Origin of the sequence: Aquabacterium sp. (genome assembly GCF_048860245.1) — a bacterium.
Classification (GTDB): Bacteria; Pseudomonadota; Gammaproteobacteria; order Burkholderiales; family Burkholderiaceae_C; genus Aquabacterium.
Map to the genome: position 1 here is coordinate 35,878 of NZ_JBLIZW010000120.1, position 15,449 is coordinate 51,326.

Below are 15,449 nucleotides of genomic sequence, written 5' to 3' on the forward strand. Positions count from 1 at the left end.
CGTATCTGATCAAGCGTGAGCAGTGTGGTGAATGACTTCGCGGTCGTAGCGACCCGTTCCCAGGCTGCCCGGCCCCATGCGCGCAAACTTGACCATCAGGTACATCTCGACGATCAGCAGCACGGTGTAGAAGCCAATGAACCCGGCCAACGAGCCGTACAAGCTCTGCACGCTCAAGGTAGACACGCTGAGGTGCGTGGGCAGCACGCCATAAATCGTCCAGGGCTGGCGTCCGTACTCGGCCACAAACCAGCCCACTTCACAGGCGATCCAGGGCGCAGGCAGCATCCATAGCGCCGTGCGCAACAGCCAGGGTCGCTTCGTGAACGTGCCTTTCACCGAGGTCCAGAACGTCAAGGCAAACAAGGCCAGCATGGCAAAGCCCAGGCCCACCATCACGCGGAATGACCAGAACATGGGCGTGACACGGGGCACGGTGCTGTCCACCGCCCGGTCAATCATCTCGGTGGTGACCTGGTTCATGTCGGTCGTGTACTTTTTCAGCAGCAAACCAAAGCCCAGGTCGGCCTTGTATTGCTCGAACACCTGCTTGGCGCCTGTGTCCTGGCGGTCTTTGCGGAGGGCATCCAGCGCCTTCACGGCTTCGATGCCACGGACCACACGGTCGCGGTTCTTCGCCTTGATGTCGTGGATGCCTGGGATTTCCTTGTCGAGCGAGCGGGTGCCGATCACGCCCATGACATAGGGAATCTCGACCTCCCAATCATTTTTTTGTTGCGCTTCGTTGATGCCCGCAATCAACTTGAGGCCTGCCGGCGCCGGCTCGGTTTCCCACATGGCTTCGAGGGCAGCCATCTTGGTTTGCTGCGCCTCGCCCACCGTGTAGCCCGACTCGTCACCCAGCACGATCACACTCAGCACCGATGCCAGGCCAAAAGCCGAAGCCACGCGGAACGAACGCTTGGCAAACTCCACATCTCGCCCCTTGAGCAGGTACCACGACGAGATCGACAGCACGAACATCGCGCCGGTCACATAGCCGGCCGAAACGGTGTGCACGAACTTGGCCTGGGCATCGGGGTTGAACACCACCGCCCAGAAATCCACCATCTCCATGCGCATGGTCTGGTAGCTGAACTCGGCACCCACGGGGTTCTGCATCCAGCCATTGGCGATCAGGATCCACAGGGCCGACAGGTTGGTCCCAATGGCCATCAGCGTGGTCACCAGCAAATGCTGCGTCTTGCTCAAGCGGTCCCACCCAAAGAAGAACAGCCCGATGAAGGTGGACTCCAGGAAGAACGCCATCAGACCCTCGATGGCCAGCGGCGCGCCAAAGATGTCCCCGACGTAGTGGGAGTAGTAGGCCCAGTTGGTGCCGAACTGAAACTCCAGCGTGATGCCGGTGGTCACGCCCAGGGCGAAATTGATGCCGAAGAGCTTGCCCCAAAACCGGGTCATGTCTTTCCAGACGACCTTGCCGGTCATCACGTACACACTTTCCATGATGACCAGCAACCAGACCATGCCGAGGGTCAACGGCACGAACAGGAAGTGGTACATCGCTGTCGCGGCAAACTGCAGCCGAGACAGGTCAACCAATTGTTCGGATATCACTTGGAGGCTCCTTGAGAAGAGGTGACACCGCCCAGGCGTTGGTCGATGCGGGTGGCGTCCACCGTGACGCGGGTGTCACGGACGAACAGCCACCACAACGCCGTCAGCACGATGAGCTTGATCACCACGGCGACGACCAGATGACGTAAAAGACGACGATCAGCGGATGTCATACCCCACCCCGTATACACAATCCATGCCAAGCCCGGCCTCCCCACAAACATGAGGCAAATCAAGGACTTGGCCTTCTAGTGCAAAAAAGCAGCCGCCAACATGACTGCCAAAGTGACACAATTGACCGCCAGCCCGGCAGCCATATGGCGGTTACCTGGAGAAAAAACCATGTCTGACGACTTGCCCGCCCTCATGTCCTATCTGGATGGCTTGCCAGAGCCCCACATCCTGTTCGACATGGACTACCGCATCGTGTCAGCGAACACCGCGTATCTGCGTGAGTACGCGCAAGGACGTGATGTGCGAGGACGGACTTGCTTTGAGGTGTCGCATTGCTTTTCAGAGCCATGCGACCACGCCGGCGAGAGCTGCCCACGTGCGCGGGCCATGGTCTCCGGTCAGCGGGAAAGGGTGCTGCACCTGCATCACACGCCCACCGGCGAGGCTTACGTCAACATCGAACTGGTGCCACTGAAGGATCACCACGGGCAGATCCGTTACTTCATCGAAAAGATGGAGTCGATGACCACCCATGATGGGGCGCCGGTCGAACAAGGGATGGTGGGACGCGCGCCCTCGTTTCGCGCGACCTTGGAGATGGCGCTCCGGGTGGCCCCGTCGACAGCCAGCGTGCTGCTCCTGGGCGAATCGGGGACCGGCAAAGAGTTGATGGCCAAGGCCATTCACGAAGCCAGCCCACGGGCCGGCGCACCTTTTGTCGTCGTGGAGTGCGCCAGCCTCAGCGAGACGCTGTTTGAGAGCGAGCTGTTCGGCCATGAAAAAGGGGCCTTCACTGGGGCATCGTCGAAGCGTGTGGGCCTGGCCGAATCGGCCAACGGCGGCACACTGTTTCTTGACGAGGTGGGCGACATCCCGCTGAGCATGCAAGTCAAGCTACTGCGCCTCTTGGAGACGGGGACTTTTCGGCGGGTCGGCAGCAGCGATTTGCGCCACACCGATGTGCGCGTGATCGCTGCCACACACCGTCCTCTGAGAGAGATGATCGCGCAACAGCAGTTCAGAGAGGATCTCTACCACCGCATCAGCACCTTCCCCATCCGTCTGCCCCCACTGAGAGAGCGTCGGGAGGACATCCCCTTGCTGGCCGACGCTCTGTTGTCACGCGTGGCACCCGCTCGCAGACTGAGCATTTCAGCGGCAGGTCAGCATCGACTGATGAGCCACCCCTTTAGCGGCAACATCCGAGAGTTGCGCAATGTCATGGAGCGCGCTGCGCTTTTTTGTGACCATGACCTGATCGAGGTGTCGCACATCGAGCAAGCGCTGGCGGCCGATGCGTGGGATGGCAGCCCCCCTTCCCACGCAAGGCCGGAGACCGATCCCCCCCTTGGCACCGCTGTCGCACCGGCGCTGTTGCCTTGGCGCAAGGATCAGGCCGATGCGGCCTTGCTGGCTGCGGTGCAAGGCCACCGAGGCAGCCGCGCCGAGTTGGCGGCCAGTCTGGGCATGAGCGAGCGCTCGCTCTATCGCAAGCTCAAGGCCCTGCAGTCCAAAGCCAAGTGACTTGCTTAGACATGATGCATCCGATAGACCACATGAGCACCGCGCCGAGCCTTGAAGGATTGGAACACGCGGTTCATCATGTGCGCTGTATCAATGCATTTCGGGAGCGCTTTGTGAAATTGATGGTGCGTATTTCAGTGCTTGCAGCCTCTGCCGCGTTGTTGACGGGGTGCGTGACACCGCAAAAGAAAGAGGATGGCAAGGGCGTGCCGGTTCAGGCAGGCCTGCGTGATGCAGGCACCCCATCTGCAGGTCAGCCCGTTGCACAGCAAGCCGACGCATCCAAATCATCCTTGCCCTTGCAGGCCACCTGCTCTGCCGCGAAATGGCAGGGACAGGAATGGGGCGGACGAATCGCTTATGCGGGAGGTGATTGCGACAATTTCGGCAAGCCGACAGGCATGGCAACCGTGCGCGTCAACCCGCCTGTGCTTGGGGAAACAGGTTCTGGCGAAAGCTACTTGGTGGAAGGACTCTTTGTCGCTGGCAAGGCCGTACCGGGTACGCAGTACACCGTGCGTGCGCAAAAAACACTGGATATCAAAGCCAGTGGCAATGGCATTGGCGTGTCTGCCAGCATGACCTGCACCAACCTCTGGCATCAGCCCGATCAGCCTCTCACAGGCAAGGACGATGCGGAGTGTCAGTTCTCATTCGCCCACTCGAAGAAGGTCTATCTTTCCGCCAAAATTTCCTCAACCAACACCACCACCCTGGTTCAACGCACGGCGGGCAAATTGACTGGTCCAGTGGTCGTCACATCACCGAGGGGAGGTCACCTGTGGGCGGCGAAGTTCGCCAATGCCAAGGGGAGCGTACGGATCGACGCCCCCTTCCCTGGCAGCCTGTTGGACGAATTGAACCAACGCGTGTCTCGCAGCATCAGGCGGCTCGAACCAACCATCGCACAGAGCAAGTTGGCAAGTGTTTCGACACTCACCCTGCAAGGCGTGGGGGGTTCGCTGGATGCCAGACACGGGCTGACCGGGGCTTGGGTCGGTGACATTGAGTTCGTGATGGGTGGCGAAACGCTGACCGCGAAAGGCGTGTCTCTGAGTGACGCACTCTCCTTCTGTGGAGATAACCCGTCCGTCACCTTGATTGACCGTTCCGGACGGTCGCTGGTGTTGCACTTGACCGTCCAAAAATGGGCGGGTGGCGTGGAATGCTATCCATCTGGCTTCACCCTGCAGAATGGCGCACGCCTGACGGCATCGGCATCGGAATACACAGAGGGCTCGTGGCCTCGGGGTGTGCGCAGTGCCTTCTATCTGGCTGCAGCATCGACCTCCAGCCCGTCCGACTTCCGTTTCGGCCCCCTGCAACTGATGCCGATTTGGGGGACGGTCACCTGGCCAGATGGGCGCGTGTTCGATGGGCGATTCGAAAACGGCAAGCCCATCGGGCAATGACATCATGGCACTGCGGATTGCGATGTTGGCCGCGGTTGGTCTGGTGGCCCTGACTGCCGGCGCACAAGAGGCCCGGCCCACCAACCATGCAGGGATTGATAGCTATTGCGTGCGCGTGCATGGCAGCGACTCGGTGGCCATGCACAACTGCCGCCAGGAGGAAAAAAAGAACCTCGAAAAGCGCATCGTCGATTGCGCGCAGTCAGCCAACAAGCTGCAACTGCGCGCCGACGAGCACAAAAGCTTCATCGCGCGCTGTATGGGCGCATCGTCCGATCAGGCACTGGTGGCCGACAACATTGAGGCCCAAGTCGAACGGGGCAGCCTGAGTTATGCCTTGGCGACCTCGCTGCTGAGCCAGGGCAAGCTGAGCCCCGCCCAAATCACCAAGCTGGCAGAGAAAAAGATTCTGCCGGGCATGCCGTGCGCCGCAGACACCCGGCAGTTTGGCGGTTGGCGCGCGCTCGACACGCTGGATCAGCAAGACGGTGTGCAAGTCATCCACCCCGAGCGGGTCTCGCACATGTTCTGGACAGGCGACTGCCGCCAGGGGCGCGCGGAGGGCCGCGGCACGCTGACGGTAGACGGCGAGTTCAGGCCGTCAGGATGGGTCACCAAGGCCGCCTCGGGGGTGGTGGCGTTCCGAGGCAATATGCGCGACGGTCGCTTCGACGGGGCCATCACCCTGGACGCGTTGCCACCGACTCACCCGTTCCGCGACTTCATCAACGATTACAAAACCAACCACTTTGCCGAGGGGCGCAACCAAGGTCTGGTGCGCGACTCCACCATGCTGGCAGTGCAATGCCATCAGCAGACATCGCGTTACACCGACAACCGTGATGGCACCTTCACCGACAACAGCGACCGTACCTGGCTGAGGTGCCCGCTCGGATCCACGCTGCGTGACGACACCTGCGTTGGTGAGCCCAACCGCTATGACTGGGGGGGCATGCTGCGCGCCGTGCGTGAATTCCGCTTTGCGGGACAAAGTGACTGGCGCTTGCCAACGCGCAACGAATTTCGAAGCCTGAGCTTTGGCCAGCGCTGCAGCCATCAGGGCCACCGGCTGCTGTTTGGGCAGAGCCACGACGACGTATTGCTGGCGGATCAATTCGACGGCATGACCACCCTGCGCACCCAAAGACTGGATGGCGAAGATGGCTGGCGAGAGTACGAGCCGGACAAAAGCCTGGGTGTGATCCTGGTACGTGGCGGCGTGGTTCCCCCGGAAGCGGCCGCCGTGCCGCAATCGGAAGCACGGTGGCGACAAGGCGTCGTCATTCGTCAACGACAACTGGCGGAAGGCCGTCGCGAGCGTGAAGAACAGGCAGCACGCGCATCCGTGCGTGAGGCACGTCGCCAGGCCAACAACTGTGCGGCCTTGCGCTCAGCCTGTGAGGCGCAATGTGAGGGCCTGTCGAATCAAGACGGCACAGGCTTCTTTGGCGGTCGGAGCTCTTCTGGCTCGTCCCGAGCACGGTGCATAGATCGATGCGGGTTCGCAGACTCGCAATGTGGTGACTGAAACGGAACCGGGGCCTGCCCCCGCTGGTTCAAGATGCCGACCTTTCATCATGGATAAATGCTTGCTGCAACAACAGGTGCTGGAACGCCTCGCCGAAGACCTGCTGCAAGTTGAACAGGCCGCGCGCGTGGCCCATGAAACGGCGACGCACGAAGAGAACATCGCCGAAAACAAATACGACACCTTGGGCCTTGAGGCCGCATACCTGGCCACCGGCCAGGCTCGGCGCGCAGAAGCCATCCGCCAGGCCATGGCCCATTGGCGCCAGTTCCGCCCCAGTCCCTATGACGCCCACAAAGGCATCCAGCTCGGCGCGCTGGTCTGCCTGGTCGATGCCAATGACCAGCAGCAATCGCTCTTTCTCGGACCGGATGGCGGCAGCATGAAGTTGGTCAGCGGCGACCAGTTCGTTCAGGTCATCAGCAGCGCATCGCCCTTGGGTCGGGCCTTATTGGGCAAATGCGAGGGCGATGAAGTGTCCATCCAGATCGCGCAAGTCCGACAGCAATTTGAGGTGCTGCAGGTTCAGTAAGCGGCAAGCCAGTGCTGCCAACTGGACATTTGGCTTTTCGATGTCAGCGATAGGCTGAAACCGAACCCATCCATATCACTTGGATACTGGTAGCGATGAACGGACTCGCCTGACAACTTACTGCGGCTTGACTGTTGAGCCACGTTCATGCTTGTCTGGCGTCAGGCAAACCATTCGGAGTCGATGCTCCCGAGCATCTCTTCAGGCGTCAGCTGCCGCGTCATGCGCCCGCGCAGCACCTGCCGGTGTTTGAACGACCGCGCGCCGCGCGCCATCACCTTGGCCTTGAACGCCGCGATCTGGTCGGCGGCCAGGTTGCTGTTGAAGGTGTTGAACAGCACCACGTGCTGGCCGTCGAAGCGGTTGTGTTCGACAAAGGCCCAGATCGGTGAGCCCAGCCAGACCGTGTCGAAGGGCTTGAGGTTCAACCGGCGTGGTGTGATGTCTGGCAGGGCCTCCGGATCGGTTCGGCGCGCATTGGCTGCAAACGCCGAGCGGGCCAGCCCGCCCAGGCCCAGCTCGTACTCAGGCACTTGCAGCGGGTAGAGCGCCGAGCCCATCCGCTTGGCAACGTGGCGCGCCGCCAGCCCGGTGTTGCCCGAACGCGAGAAGTACACCACCGCGCCCCGGCTGTGCGCCGGGGCGTCATGGGGCACCATGCCCGCCACCGCCCGGGCCTGCCGCTTTTCGATCAAAGTCACGCCGATGAAAAACGCGAGCCCCGAGAGCATGGCCACGGCCAGCAGCATCAACAGCCACTGCGCGATCTGCCCATTGGCCCCGAGGATGAGCGCGTGCTTCACAGCTTGTCCTTGAAGAAGGGCACCACCTTCGACAGGGCGAAGCCCACCGGTTCGGGCTGGTCATACAGGTCGTAGTGCGACCAGCCTTCGGCCACAACGAGGTGCTTGTCCTTCGAAGCAGCGCGGCCATGAATTTCCATGCCATCGCGATAGGCGCCAAAACCACCCGGCTTGTCGCCGATCACCACCATCATCGGCTGCGTCAACAGCGTCTCGGCAAAGGCGAAGGCATCCCAGGCGAGGTTGGTGGCCGCGTGCGAGAACAGCATGCGGGTGCCTGCGTTCGCATTCGGTTGGCGGCGGCGGTAGTAGTCGGTGGCCTCCAGCACATCGATGTCGCTGATGCCGGCGGCCTGGCCCGCTGCGACGCTCTCGGGCAGGAAGATGTCGACGCGCGGCTCGGCGCCAGCGTTCTCGGCCGTGCGTTGTGCCGCCATCGCTTCAAGCGTGCCCACCGGGTTGAAGCCGCTGAAGCCTTCGCGGAACAGCCGGCCGAAGTTGACGCCGGTGATGCTGGCCAGGGCCTTGATCCGCTTGTCGATGATGGCGGTCTTGATCGAGTAGCCGCCGCCCCCGCAGATGCCCAGGATGCCGATCCGCTCAGGGTCCACATAGGGCAAGCGCTGCAGGTGGTCGATCACGTCGCGGTAGTCGCGAACACGCTGTTCGGCGTCCTCCAGCCAGCGGGGCGAGCCGCCACTGCCGCCTTGGAAGCTGGCGTCGGGCACGATGACGACGAAGCCGGCTTCGGCCAAGGCCGCGCCATACACGTTGCCCGCCGTTTGCTCCTTGCTGCTGCCAATCGGGTGGTTGGACACGATGGCCGGGTAGCGGCGAGTCGCATCGAAGCCCGGCGGGACGTGGATGTGGGCGGCGATGTCCCAGGTCATGCCCGGGTTGCGGATGGTGACGGCTTCCATGGTGAATCTCCTGATGAGGTGGGCGGCGGCTCAGCCAGCCAGCTTGGCGCGGAAGAACGGCGCAAGCTTCGACACGGCCTCGTTCACGTACTGCGGCACGTCGTACAGCGACATGTGGTTGGCGCCTTCGACGATGTGCAGGGTCTTGTCGGTACTGGCCGCGCGGGCCAGCAGGTCTTCGCTCATCCACTTGCTGCCCGCCACGCTGCCGGCCACAGCCAGGATGGGCTGCGTCAGGAAGGCTTCGGCCAGGTGGTAGGCGTCGTACGTGATGATCTGGTTGAGGTTGCGGGCCAGGGCAAAGCCCGGTGCGCGGGGGTGCTCGGCGCGGGGCGTGTGGTAGTACTCCCAGGCCTCGGCCAGCTCGACGTTGGGCGCGTCTTCCTTCTTCAGCGGTGCCAGCGGGATGGTGGCGAAGCCTTGCTCACGGGCATCGGCGGTGCGGGCGCTCGAGCCGAAGTCCAGGTAGCCCACGGCGTCGGCGTCCTTGACGTTGTTCTCCCAGCCATTGCGGAACATCTGGCCAATGTTCACCGCGCTCACCATGCCCAGCGCCTTGATGCGGCGGTCGTTGATGGCGGCGTTGGCGCTGTAGCCGGCACCGGCGCAGATGCCCATGGCGCCGATCTTGTTCGCGTCCACGTAGGGCAGTGTGGTCAGGTAGTCGATGACGGCGCTGACGTCTTCGACTGCCACGTGGGGGTTCTCCAACTGGCGGGGCTCGCCGGTGCTGGCGCCTTGGTAAGAGCGGTCGAAGGCGATGGCCACCAGGCCGTGTTCGGCCAGCTTGCTGGCGTACAGGCCGGCGGCCTGCTCCTTGACGCCGCCGCCCGGGTGCGACACGACCACGGCGGGGTAGGTGCGGGCAGCGTCGAAATCAGCCGGGAAGTACAGGGTGGCGGCCATCGTGATGCCTTGGCCGTTGAGGTTCTTGAAGGTGACGTTGGTCGACATGGGGTGCGCTCCGGTGGGGGGTGAATCCGCCGCTGAATGTGTGCGGCATGGGTGCATCGTAGGAATTCGATTGGCATAGATAAATAGCCTTTCTCGGACATGACTGCTTAGTTAAACTAACCAAATGCCCATCGAACCCTCTTTGCTCGCCTCGCTGACCTGGTTCGCGCACATCGCCCGTCACCGCAGCTTCACCAAGGCCGCCGACGAGATGAACGTGACGCGCGCGGCGCTGTCTCAGCACCTCAAGGGGCTGGAAGAGCGCTTGGACGTGCGCCTGCTCCACCGCACGACCCGGGACATGTCGCTGACGGACGAAGGCCAGCGCCTGCTGGACGTGCTGCAGCCCGCGCTGTCGGCCATCGAGCGCGCCGTCAACGAGCTGGCTGAGCAGCACGACGAGCCTTCAGGGCTGATTCGCCTGAACTCGTCGCGCATCGCCGCGCGGCTGCTGATCGAGCCGCACCTGGGCGAGTTCCTGTCGCGCCACCCCAAGGTGCGGCTGGAGCTGGTGATGAACGACGGCTTGTCGAACATCGTGGCCGACGGCATGGACGCAGGCCTGCGCCTGGGCGAAAGCCTGGACGAACACGTGGTGGCGGTGCCAGTCACGCCGCCGATCGAGATGGCCGTGGTGGGCTCGCCCGACTACTTCGCCCGGCACGGGCTGCCCCAAACGCCGGTCGACCTGATGCGGCACAACTGTCTGGCCTACCGTTTCTCGTCCAGCGGCACGATCGACCGCTGGTCGTTCACCTCGCCCGACGCCGAGGCCCGTACCGTGGTGGTCGAGCCCAAAGGCAGCGCCGTGTTCAACGACGACGAGAACATGCTCAACGCAGCGCTGCAAGGCGTGGGGCTGATCAAGTACCTGGACATCTGCGTGCGTCAGCACCTGGCCGAGGGCCGCTTGGTGCGGGTGCTGGCGCCCTGGTGCTGGCCCTTCCCTGGCTTTTATCTCTACGTTTCGTCGCGGGCACAACGGCCCGCCAAGATCCGTGCACTGATGGACTTCTTGATCGAACGAAAACAGCTACTTGAAGACGAATCCAAGCGAGCCAGATTGGCTAACACCTGAACCCCGGTCATAAATCCTCGGGCCTGACACTTACGGGTTCGGTGAACTCGCGATTCGATCACTGCGCGAGGCCCGAGTCAATCAGTGTTGCCTGACCGCTCTTGCTTAATGCAGAGGAACAAAGTTGGCGTTCGATTGGCCACAACCTCTGCAGAACTGTCACTCGAATATCAAAGACAGCTTCCGGCTGATTGATCAGGCACTTTGGATCACTGAACTGACATCCGTGTGTTCAAGCTGGTGTCAGGAATGCCCCCAGTTCGGACAACACCACGTCTGCTCGTTCACGATGCGGTACATGGCCACAGCCGCGCAAGATACGCAGCGTGACTGCCCCACCCACCCCGCGCGCGATGCGCTGAGGGTGTTGCAAGGAGCCGTACTCGTCTTGATCGCCGTGCAGGCACAAGACTGGGCAAGTGACCATCGGCAACTGGGCGTCCAGGCTCCAGGGACGGAAGGCCTCGGACAGCCAGGTGTCGATCCAGGCCTGCAACACCCATTCGGCTTTGCTGCCGTGGTACTTCTGGAGCCGCTCCATCTGCCCAGCTTGCGCAAACTGGTCGCGGGCAGCACGGATGCCGTCGATCGTGACCGACTCCACAAACGCTTGCGCAGACTCGGTGACCACACCCACGCACGCATCGGGAAAGGCTGCGGCTGCATACACGGCCATTCCACCGCCAACGCTGTGACCGAAGACGACGAACTGTGTCAGGCCAAAGTGTCGCACCACGGCCGCTAAATCCACCAGGGGCTCGTCCTGCACAAAGGTGACGGGCAGGATGCCGGGGTGGGCATCAGAGCGCCCAAAGCCCAGACGGTCGTACGCGATGACCTGGCGTCCCGTCGCCTGTGCCAGCCGCTCAGGAAAGTCTCGCCAAAGGGCCACACAGCCCAAGGAGTCGTGCAACAGGATCAAGGGCACACCTTGCGGCTGGGGCGGGGTCCAGGACTGCGCATAGAGCCGGCCGCGCGCCGTGGCGACCCAGTGCGCGTGGGAAGACAGTGCCGTTGACATCATCGTGTGACCTCAGTCAGACAGCTTGTAGGCCGTGGATGTGAACAAGGCGATCCGGTGGTCGCTGCCATCGGTAACCCACACCTCATAGTGAGCAAACTTCTTGCTGCCACCCACCCGCGTGGCCGTGGCCGTTAGCGCTACACCGCGTGCCCCAGCCATGTAGCGGATTTCGGCCTGCATGCCGATGAACACGCCGTCACCTGCATTGCAGGCGGCTGCGAAGGCCATGTCGGCCAGCGAGAAGATCAGCCCACCGTGAATCCCGCCGAGTGCATTGCGTTGCTCGGCCCCCACCATGATCCGGCAAATGGCCTGATCAAAGCTGTGGCACATCACTTCCACACCCAGCGACTGCGCAAAGCGATCGACGCCCACCTCACTCGATTCCGACATACTCAACCTCTATGAAAGACGATCATGGTCTGATCGACTGGATGGCATCGTATGCTCTGACCCTCTGCATGAGGGAGCGCCAAACGGGCGCATTGATAGTCTGATCGGGCCACAAAAAATATGAAGAAGATTGCGATCTTGGCGTACGAAGGTTGCTGGGCCATGGGTGTGTACACCGTGACTGACTTCTTTCGCATCGTCGATCTGCTGGACCGGCATCTGGGGCACGCCGGGACTGGTCATCGTGTGGAAATCCTCACCGTCGACGGGCGTGATATCCACGCGGCCAGCGGCCATGGCATTGCTGCAGACCACGCCCTGTCGCGCGCCAAAGGACATGATCTGGTGGTTATTCCAGCAGTAGAAGGCATCCGCCTGAGCCAGGGCTTTCAGCCCGATCCTCGCCTGACCCGTTGGCTGACGCGGCGCATGCAAGACGGCGCACGCGTGCTGACCATGACCACCGGCGCCTGCTTTGTCGCGGCGACCGGTTTACGCGAGGGCACCTTGCTGGCCACGCATTGGGCTTTTGTTCGTCCCCTGCAGAAGCAGTACCCGACGCACCGCTTCCTGGCGCACCCCTCCTGCTTGCAGGGCGATGGCATCTGGAGCACCGGTTCACTCATGGGCAGCTTAGATGCGCTGCTGGAAATTCTCGCGCAGGAGCGAGGAGATCCGTTTGCCCAATTGGTTGCCACGCACCTCCTGGTGTCCGCGCCGGAGAAGCTCAACCCCATGCTGCCGGGGCACCGCAACCATGCGGATGCGACCATCTTGAAAGTGCAAGAGTGGATGGAGGCCCAATTCGCGCGCCACATCACGATCGCGCAGATGGGACAGGAGATCGGCATGGCCGAGCGCACGCTCAAGCGGCGCTTTCAACAGGCCACGGGGCTGCCACCCACCACCTATTTGCAGAAGGTGCGTGTCGACAAAGCAAAGAAGCTGCTGTTGGCGACAGACTGGTCAATCAAGGCCATTGCCTACGAGGTCGGCTACGAGAACGTCAGTTTTTTCGTGCGCGTGTTCAAGGTGCACATCGGCCAAACGCCAAATCAATGGCGACAGTCTGCTACCCGAAAAGTGGCCTCTGAGATCGTGAGGCCCATATAGCCAGGAAGCTGACCTGTTCGACTTAGGTCTCAGGTTGACTCGACGGTGAACAGCAACTTTCGCAGCAGAACTGCCACTCGAATATTAAAGACAGCTTCAGGCCGGAAGCAGCCGGTTACCACTCGTCGACCTCGTCTCTTACGAACGCTGGATCGGATGCCCATCAGCAGTCATTCATCAGAGGCGGAGATCGACCCTAAACAAACACACACATGCCCAAACGTGATGCCCATCAGCTAGGGGCGGCTGCTCAAGCAGCCACGACGAACATCACCAGCATTCGCATGACATTGAATGCAGAAGCCAGCCTGCACGTCTTTGGCTGAAGTGACTAACTAGCCGCCCAGACTTGTCACCGCAAAGCTGCCCTCCAGGGTCTCGCCTCAGCCGGAGCTTTTGGGCGCGGAGCAACCGCCTGCTGATGGCCGGGAGCGGTTCTCGGCCGCACTGGCTGGACGCACAATGCCGGTTAGACGTCTAGAACCTGCTTCGTGCAGGGAGCCTCTGTACGCCGCACGACCCCTCGTTTTAGCCTCGATAATGCGACATTGCCAAGTCTCGGCGGCCTTCAGGAGCCTTACATGTCAAAGCCGTACAAGCGTGCCGACCCGCTAGCGCAGAAGCCCGATCACAGCGACGCAGGTCGTTCGGAAAAGGACTCTGCTCGCCTTGGGCGCGACACACGCGGGTGGGTCGCCGCCAACAAGCGCCCAGGTAAGGCGTTTGAAGCCCGACGCAACCTTCCATCCGGCCCGCTGGGTGGCTCAGGCCGCAAAACGAATATCTCGCGATCCTCCTAGGCTGCCGCGAGACCGCCATCGGCCAGTCAGCGTGCCGTCATCCGATGATGTGATGTTGGCTTGAGGTGGGTCATGGCCGTTGGTGCCAGGGATCTCGTGTGGCCGCTTTCGCTGCCAAGCCACCACCCCGCTTTTGCATCCCGCTGCGTCACCACGCCCGACAATGCTACGCTCCGCGCATCCGTTTCAGATCCGCGCAGAGCCCCGCTGCGGACCGAAACCTCGCCGCATCATTTCGACCTCGCCAACATGTTCCACCGCCTCACCATCCCTGTCACACCGTTTGAACAAAATTGCTCGCTCATCTGGTGTGATGAGACGAACGAGGCCGCTTTGGTGGACCCCGGTGGCGACATTGGTCGACTGCTGGAAGCCGTGGAAGAGCGCGGTCTGACACTGAAGGCCTTGTGGCTGACCCACGCCCACATTGACCATGCGGGCGGCACCGGCACGCTGGCGCGTGAACTGGACCTGCCCATCATTGGCCCCCACACGGGCGACCAATACTGGATTGATGGCCTGCCGCAGCAAAGCAAGATGTTCGGCTTTCCGCCGGCCGAGGCCTTCACACCCACGCGCTGGCTGCAACAGGGTGACACGGTGCAAATTGGCCATTGCACGCTGCAGGTGCTGCATTGCCCGGGGCACACACCCGGTCACGTGGTGTTCTTTGAGCCCAGCACGCGCCATGCTTTCGTGGGCGATGTGCTGTTTGCGGGCAGCATTGGTCGCACGGACTTCCCCGGCGGCAACCATGCCGATCTGATCAACGCCATCAAGACACGCCTGTTTGCGCTGGGTGATGACGTGACCTTCACCCCCGGCCACGGCCCTGAAAGCACCCTGGGCGAAGAGCGTCAGTACAACCCGTTCTTGCGCTGACGGGGCAGCCGCTCAGCGCTTGCCTTGAGGCGCAAAGCGGTGCGCCAGGCCGTGATAGAGCACATCCATCATGGCCTCCAGGTGGTGATCCATCGGTAGACTGGGGAACCATTCGTCATCGGCCCCCATCACCAAGTGGCGTGAGGTCATGCCATGCAAGCCTTCCCAGAACAGTTGGGTCATCAGGTCGATGTCGTCCGGGTGCGCCGACACCAGCCCGTGCTGCGCCAGATCCTGAAACAGCACGCGTGCAAAGGCATACGGGTCTTGCGCCGGGTCGCCATGCTGCACGCGGGCCTGATTGGTGGGCGCATGCGGGCGCCGCTGCATGAACACAAAGGCGTATTCGTCCGGGTGTGCCAGACCAAATTTCACATAAGCCCGGCCCACGGCCCGCAAGCGCGCCACGGGGTCAGCCTCGGCGCGTGCGGCAGCATCCAGCACCCGCGTGAGCTCCAGCAGGTCTTCGTCCATGGCCTGCGTGATGAGCATGGCCTTGTCTTCAAACAAGGAATAGACCACGGTCGTTGAATAGCCGGCCATCTCTGCCACTTTGCGCAGAGAGATCTCGCCGATGCCGCCTTTGCGGATCAGCTTGCGCACGATCTTGATGATGGCTTTGCGGCGCTGCTCAGCCTCACGCTGCTTGCGCACGTCTCTGGCAGTCAATGTCACGACCCAGTCTCCTCAGCACGCTCAGTGTCACGGACTGAGCGCTTTATGGCGCGAGGGTT

General features: G+C 62.1%; 15 protein-coding genes. 7 read left to right on the forward strand and 8 right to left on the reverse strand.

Translation table 11 applies throughout. The annotated features are described in order from the left end of the window. Positions 1 to 9: 9 nt before the first annotated feature. Both ACMV18_RS13720 and cydP read right to left on the reverse strand, forming a co-directional pair. Positions 10 to 1,578, reverse strand: a complete 1,569-nt coding sequence (locus ACMV18_RS13720; protein WP_420818299.1) for a cytochrome ubiquinol oxidase subunit I — start codon at positions 1,576 to 1,578, stop codon at positions 10 to 12. After that, positions 1,575 to 1,751 carry a cytochrome oxidase putative small subunit CydP gene (gene cydP, locus ACMV18_RS13725; protein ID WP_420818300.1) on the reverse strand — a complete coding sequence of 59 codons (177 nt, stop codon included), beginning with the start codon at positions 1,749 to 1,751 and terminating at the stop codon, positions 1,575 to 1,577. The genes ACMV18_RS13720 and cydP overlap by 4 nt, the downstream gene beginning before the upstream one ends. A 169-nt stretch (positions 1,752 to 1,920) precedes the next feature. Here cydP and ACMV18_RS13730 point away from each other — a divergent pair, with 169 nt between their 5' ends. From ACMV18_RS13730 to ACMV18_RS13745, 4 genes are all read left to right on the forward strand, one after another. After that, positions 1,921 to 3,276: a sigma-54 interaction domain-containing protein gene (locus tag ACMV18_RS13730; RefSeq protein WP_420818301.1), complete on the forward strand. Its 1,356-nt coding sequence runs from the start codon at positions 1,921 to 1,923 to the stop codon at positions 3,274 to 3,276. 122 nt (positions 3,277 to 3,398) lie between these two features. Beyond that, positions 3,399 to 4,688 carry a hypothetical protein gene (locus ACMV18_RS13735; protein ID WP_420818302.1) on the forward strand — a complete coding sequence of 430 codons (1,290 nt, stop codon included), beginning with the start codon at positions 3,399 to 3,401 and terminating at the stop codon, positions 4,686 to 4,688. A 4-nt stretch (positions 4,689 to 4,692) separates the two neighbouring features. Beyond that, a complete protein-coding gene (locus ACMV18_RS13740) occupies positions 4,693 to 6,216 on the forward strand; it encodes a hypothetical protein (protein WP_420818303.1) in 1,524 nt (507 codons plus the stop codon). A gap of 49 nt (positions 6,217 to 6,265) precedes the next feature. Next, entirely contained in the window at positions 6,266 to 6,748 is a 483-nt protein-coding gene (locus ACMV18_RS13745) for a GreA/GreB family elongation factor (RefSeq protein ID WP_420818304.1), read from the forward strand. 161 nt (positions 6,749 to 6,909) lie between these two features. Here the strand turns inward: ACMV18_RS13745 and ACMV18_RS13750 are convergent, their stop codons facing one another. From ACMV18_RS13750 to ACMV18_RS13760, 3 genes are read right to left on the reverse strand one after another with little or no spacing between them, the layout of a single operon-like run. Then, positions 6,910 to 7,551, reverse strand: coding sequence for a flavodoxin (locus tag ACMV18_RS13750; RefSeq protein WP_420818305.1), 642 nt, complete (start codon positions 7,549 to 7,551; stop codon positions 6,910 to 6,912). Then, positions 7,548 to 8,471, reverse strand: a complete 924-nt coding sequence (locus ACMV18_RS13755) for an alpha/beta hydrolase (RefSeq protein ID WP_420818306.1) — start codon at positions 8,469 to 8,471, stop codon at positions 7,548 to 7,550. The genes ACMV18_RS13750 and ACMV18_RS13755 overlap by 4 nt, the downstream gene beginning before the upstream one ends. A gap of 30 nt (positions 8,472 to 8,501) precedes the next feature. Then, positions 8,502 to 9,425 (reverse strand): alpha/beta hydrolase, encoded by a 924-nt coding sequence (locus tag ACMV18_RS13760; RefSeq protein ID WP_420818307.1) that lies wholly within the window; start codon positions 9,423 to 9,425, stop codon positions 8,502 to 8,504. Positions 9,426 to 9,549: 124 nt separating this feature from the next. On the opposite strand from ACMV18_RS13760, the gene ACMV18_RS13765 reads away from it, so the two are divergent. After that, positions 9,550 to 10,503: a LysR family transcriptional regulator gene (locus tag ACMV18_RS13765; protein WP_420818308.1), complete on the forward strand. Its 954-nt coding sequence runs from the start codon at positions 9,550 to 9,552 to the stop codon at positions 10,501 to 10,503. A 232-nt stretch (positions 10,504 to 10,735) separates the two neighbouring features. Here the strand turns inward: ACMV18_RS13765 and ACMV18_RS13770 are convergent, their stop codons facing one another. Then, positions 10,736 to 11,527, reverse strand: coding sequence for an alpha/beta fold hydrolase (locus tag ACMV18_RS13770; protein WP_420818309.1), 792 nt, complete (start codon positions 11,525 to 11,527; stop codon positions 10,736 to 10,738). A 9-nt stretch (positions 11,528 to 11,536) separates the two neighbouring features. After that, complete coding sequence (locus ACMV18_RS13775; RefSeq protein WP_420818310.1) at positions 11,537 to 11,920, reverse strand: PaaI family thioesterase; 384 nt, start codon at positions 11,918 to 11,920, stop codon at positions 11,537 to 11,539. A 120-nt stretch (positions 11,921 to 12,040) separates the two neighbouring features. Here ACMV18_RS13775 and ACMV18_RS13780 point away from each other — a divergent pair, with 120 nt between their 5' ends. Continuing rightward, a complete protein-coding gene (locus ACMV18_RS13780) occupies positions 12,041 to 13,033 on the forward strand; it encodes a GlxA family transcriptional regulator (RefSeq protein ID WP_420818311.1) in 993 nt (330 codons plus the stop codon). Positions 13,034 to 14,082: 1,049 nt separating this feature from the next. Continuing rightward, the gene (locus ACMV18_RS13785) at positions 14,083 to 14,715 is read left to right on the forward strand and encodes an MBL fold metallo-hydrolase (RefSeq protein ID WP_420818312.1); all 633 of its coding nucleotides are present in this window, start codon (positions 14,083 to 14,085) and stop codon (positions 14,713 to 14,715) included. Between the two features lie 12 nt (positions 14,716 to 14,727). Here the strand turns inward: ACMV18_RS13785 and ACMV18_RS13790 are convergent, their stop codons facing one another. Continuing rightward, positions 14,728 to 15,390, reverse strand: a complete 663-nt coding sequence (locus ACMV18_RS13790) for a TetR/AcrR family transcriptional regulator (RefSeq protein ID WP_420818313.1) — start codon at positions 15,388 to 15,390, stop codon at positions 14,728 to 14,730. Positions 15,391 to 15,449 lie beyond the last annotated feature (59 nt).

Coding starts and splice junctions, on each gene's coding strand:
- cydP (WP_420818300.1), bottom strand. CDS start 1,751: ATGACATCCGCTGATCGTCGTCTTTTACGTCATCTGGTCGTCGCCGTG.
- ACMV18_RS13730 (WP_420818301.1), top strand. CDS start 1,921: ATGTCTGACGACTTGCCCGCCCTCATGTCCTATCTGGATGGCTTGCCA.
- ACMV18_RS13735 (WP_420818302.1), top strand. CDS start 3,399: ATGGTGCGTATTTCAGTGCTTGCAGCCTCTGCCGCGTTGTTGACGGGG.
- ACMV18_RS13740 (WP_420818303.1), top strand. CDS start 4,693: ATGGCACTGCGGATTGCGATGTTGGCCGCGGTTGGTCTGGTGGCCCTG.
- ACMV18_RS13745 (WP_420818304.1), top strand. CDS start 6,266: ATGGATAAATGCTTGCTGCAACAACAGGTGCTGGAACGCCTCGCCGAA.
- ACMV18_RS13755 (WP_420818306.1), bottom strand. CDS start 8,471: ATGGAAGCCGTCACCATCCGCAACCCGGGCATGACCTGGGACATCGCC.
- ACMV18_RS13760 (WP_420818307.1), bottom strand. CDS start 9,425: ATGTCGACCAACGTCACCTTCAAGAACCTCAACGGCCAAGGCATCACG.
- ACMV18_RS13765 (WP_420818308.1), top strand. CDS start 9,550: ATGCCCATCGAACCCTCTTTGCTCGCCTCGCTGACCTGGTTCGCGCAC.
- ACMV18_RS13770 (WP_420818309.1), bottom strand. CDS start 11,527: ATGATGTCAACGGCACTGTCTTCCCACGCGCACTGGGTCGCCACGGCG.
- ACMV18_RS13775 (WP_420818310.1), bottom strand. CDS start 11,920: ATGTCGGAATCGAGTGAGGTGGGCGTCGATCGCTTTGCGCAGTCGCTG.
- ACMV18_RS13780 (WP_420818311.1), top strand. CDS start 12,041: ATGAAGAAGATTGCGATCTTGGCGTACGAAGGTTGCTGGGCCATGGGT.
- ACMV18_RS13785 (WP_420818312.1), top strand. CDS start 14,083: ATGTTCCACCGCCTCACCATCCCTGTCACACCGTTTGAACAAAATTGC.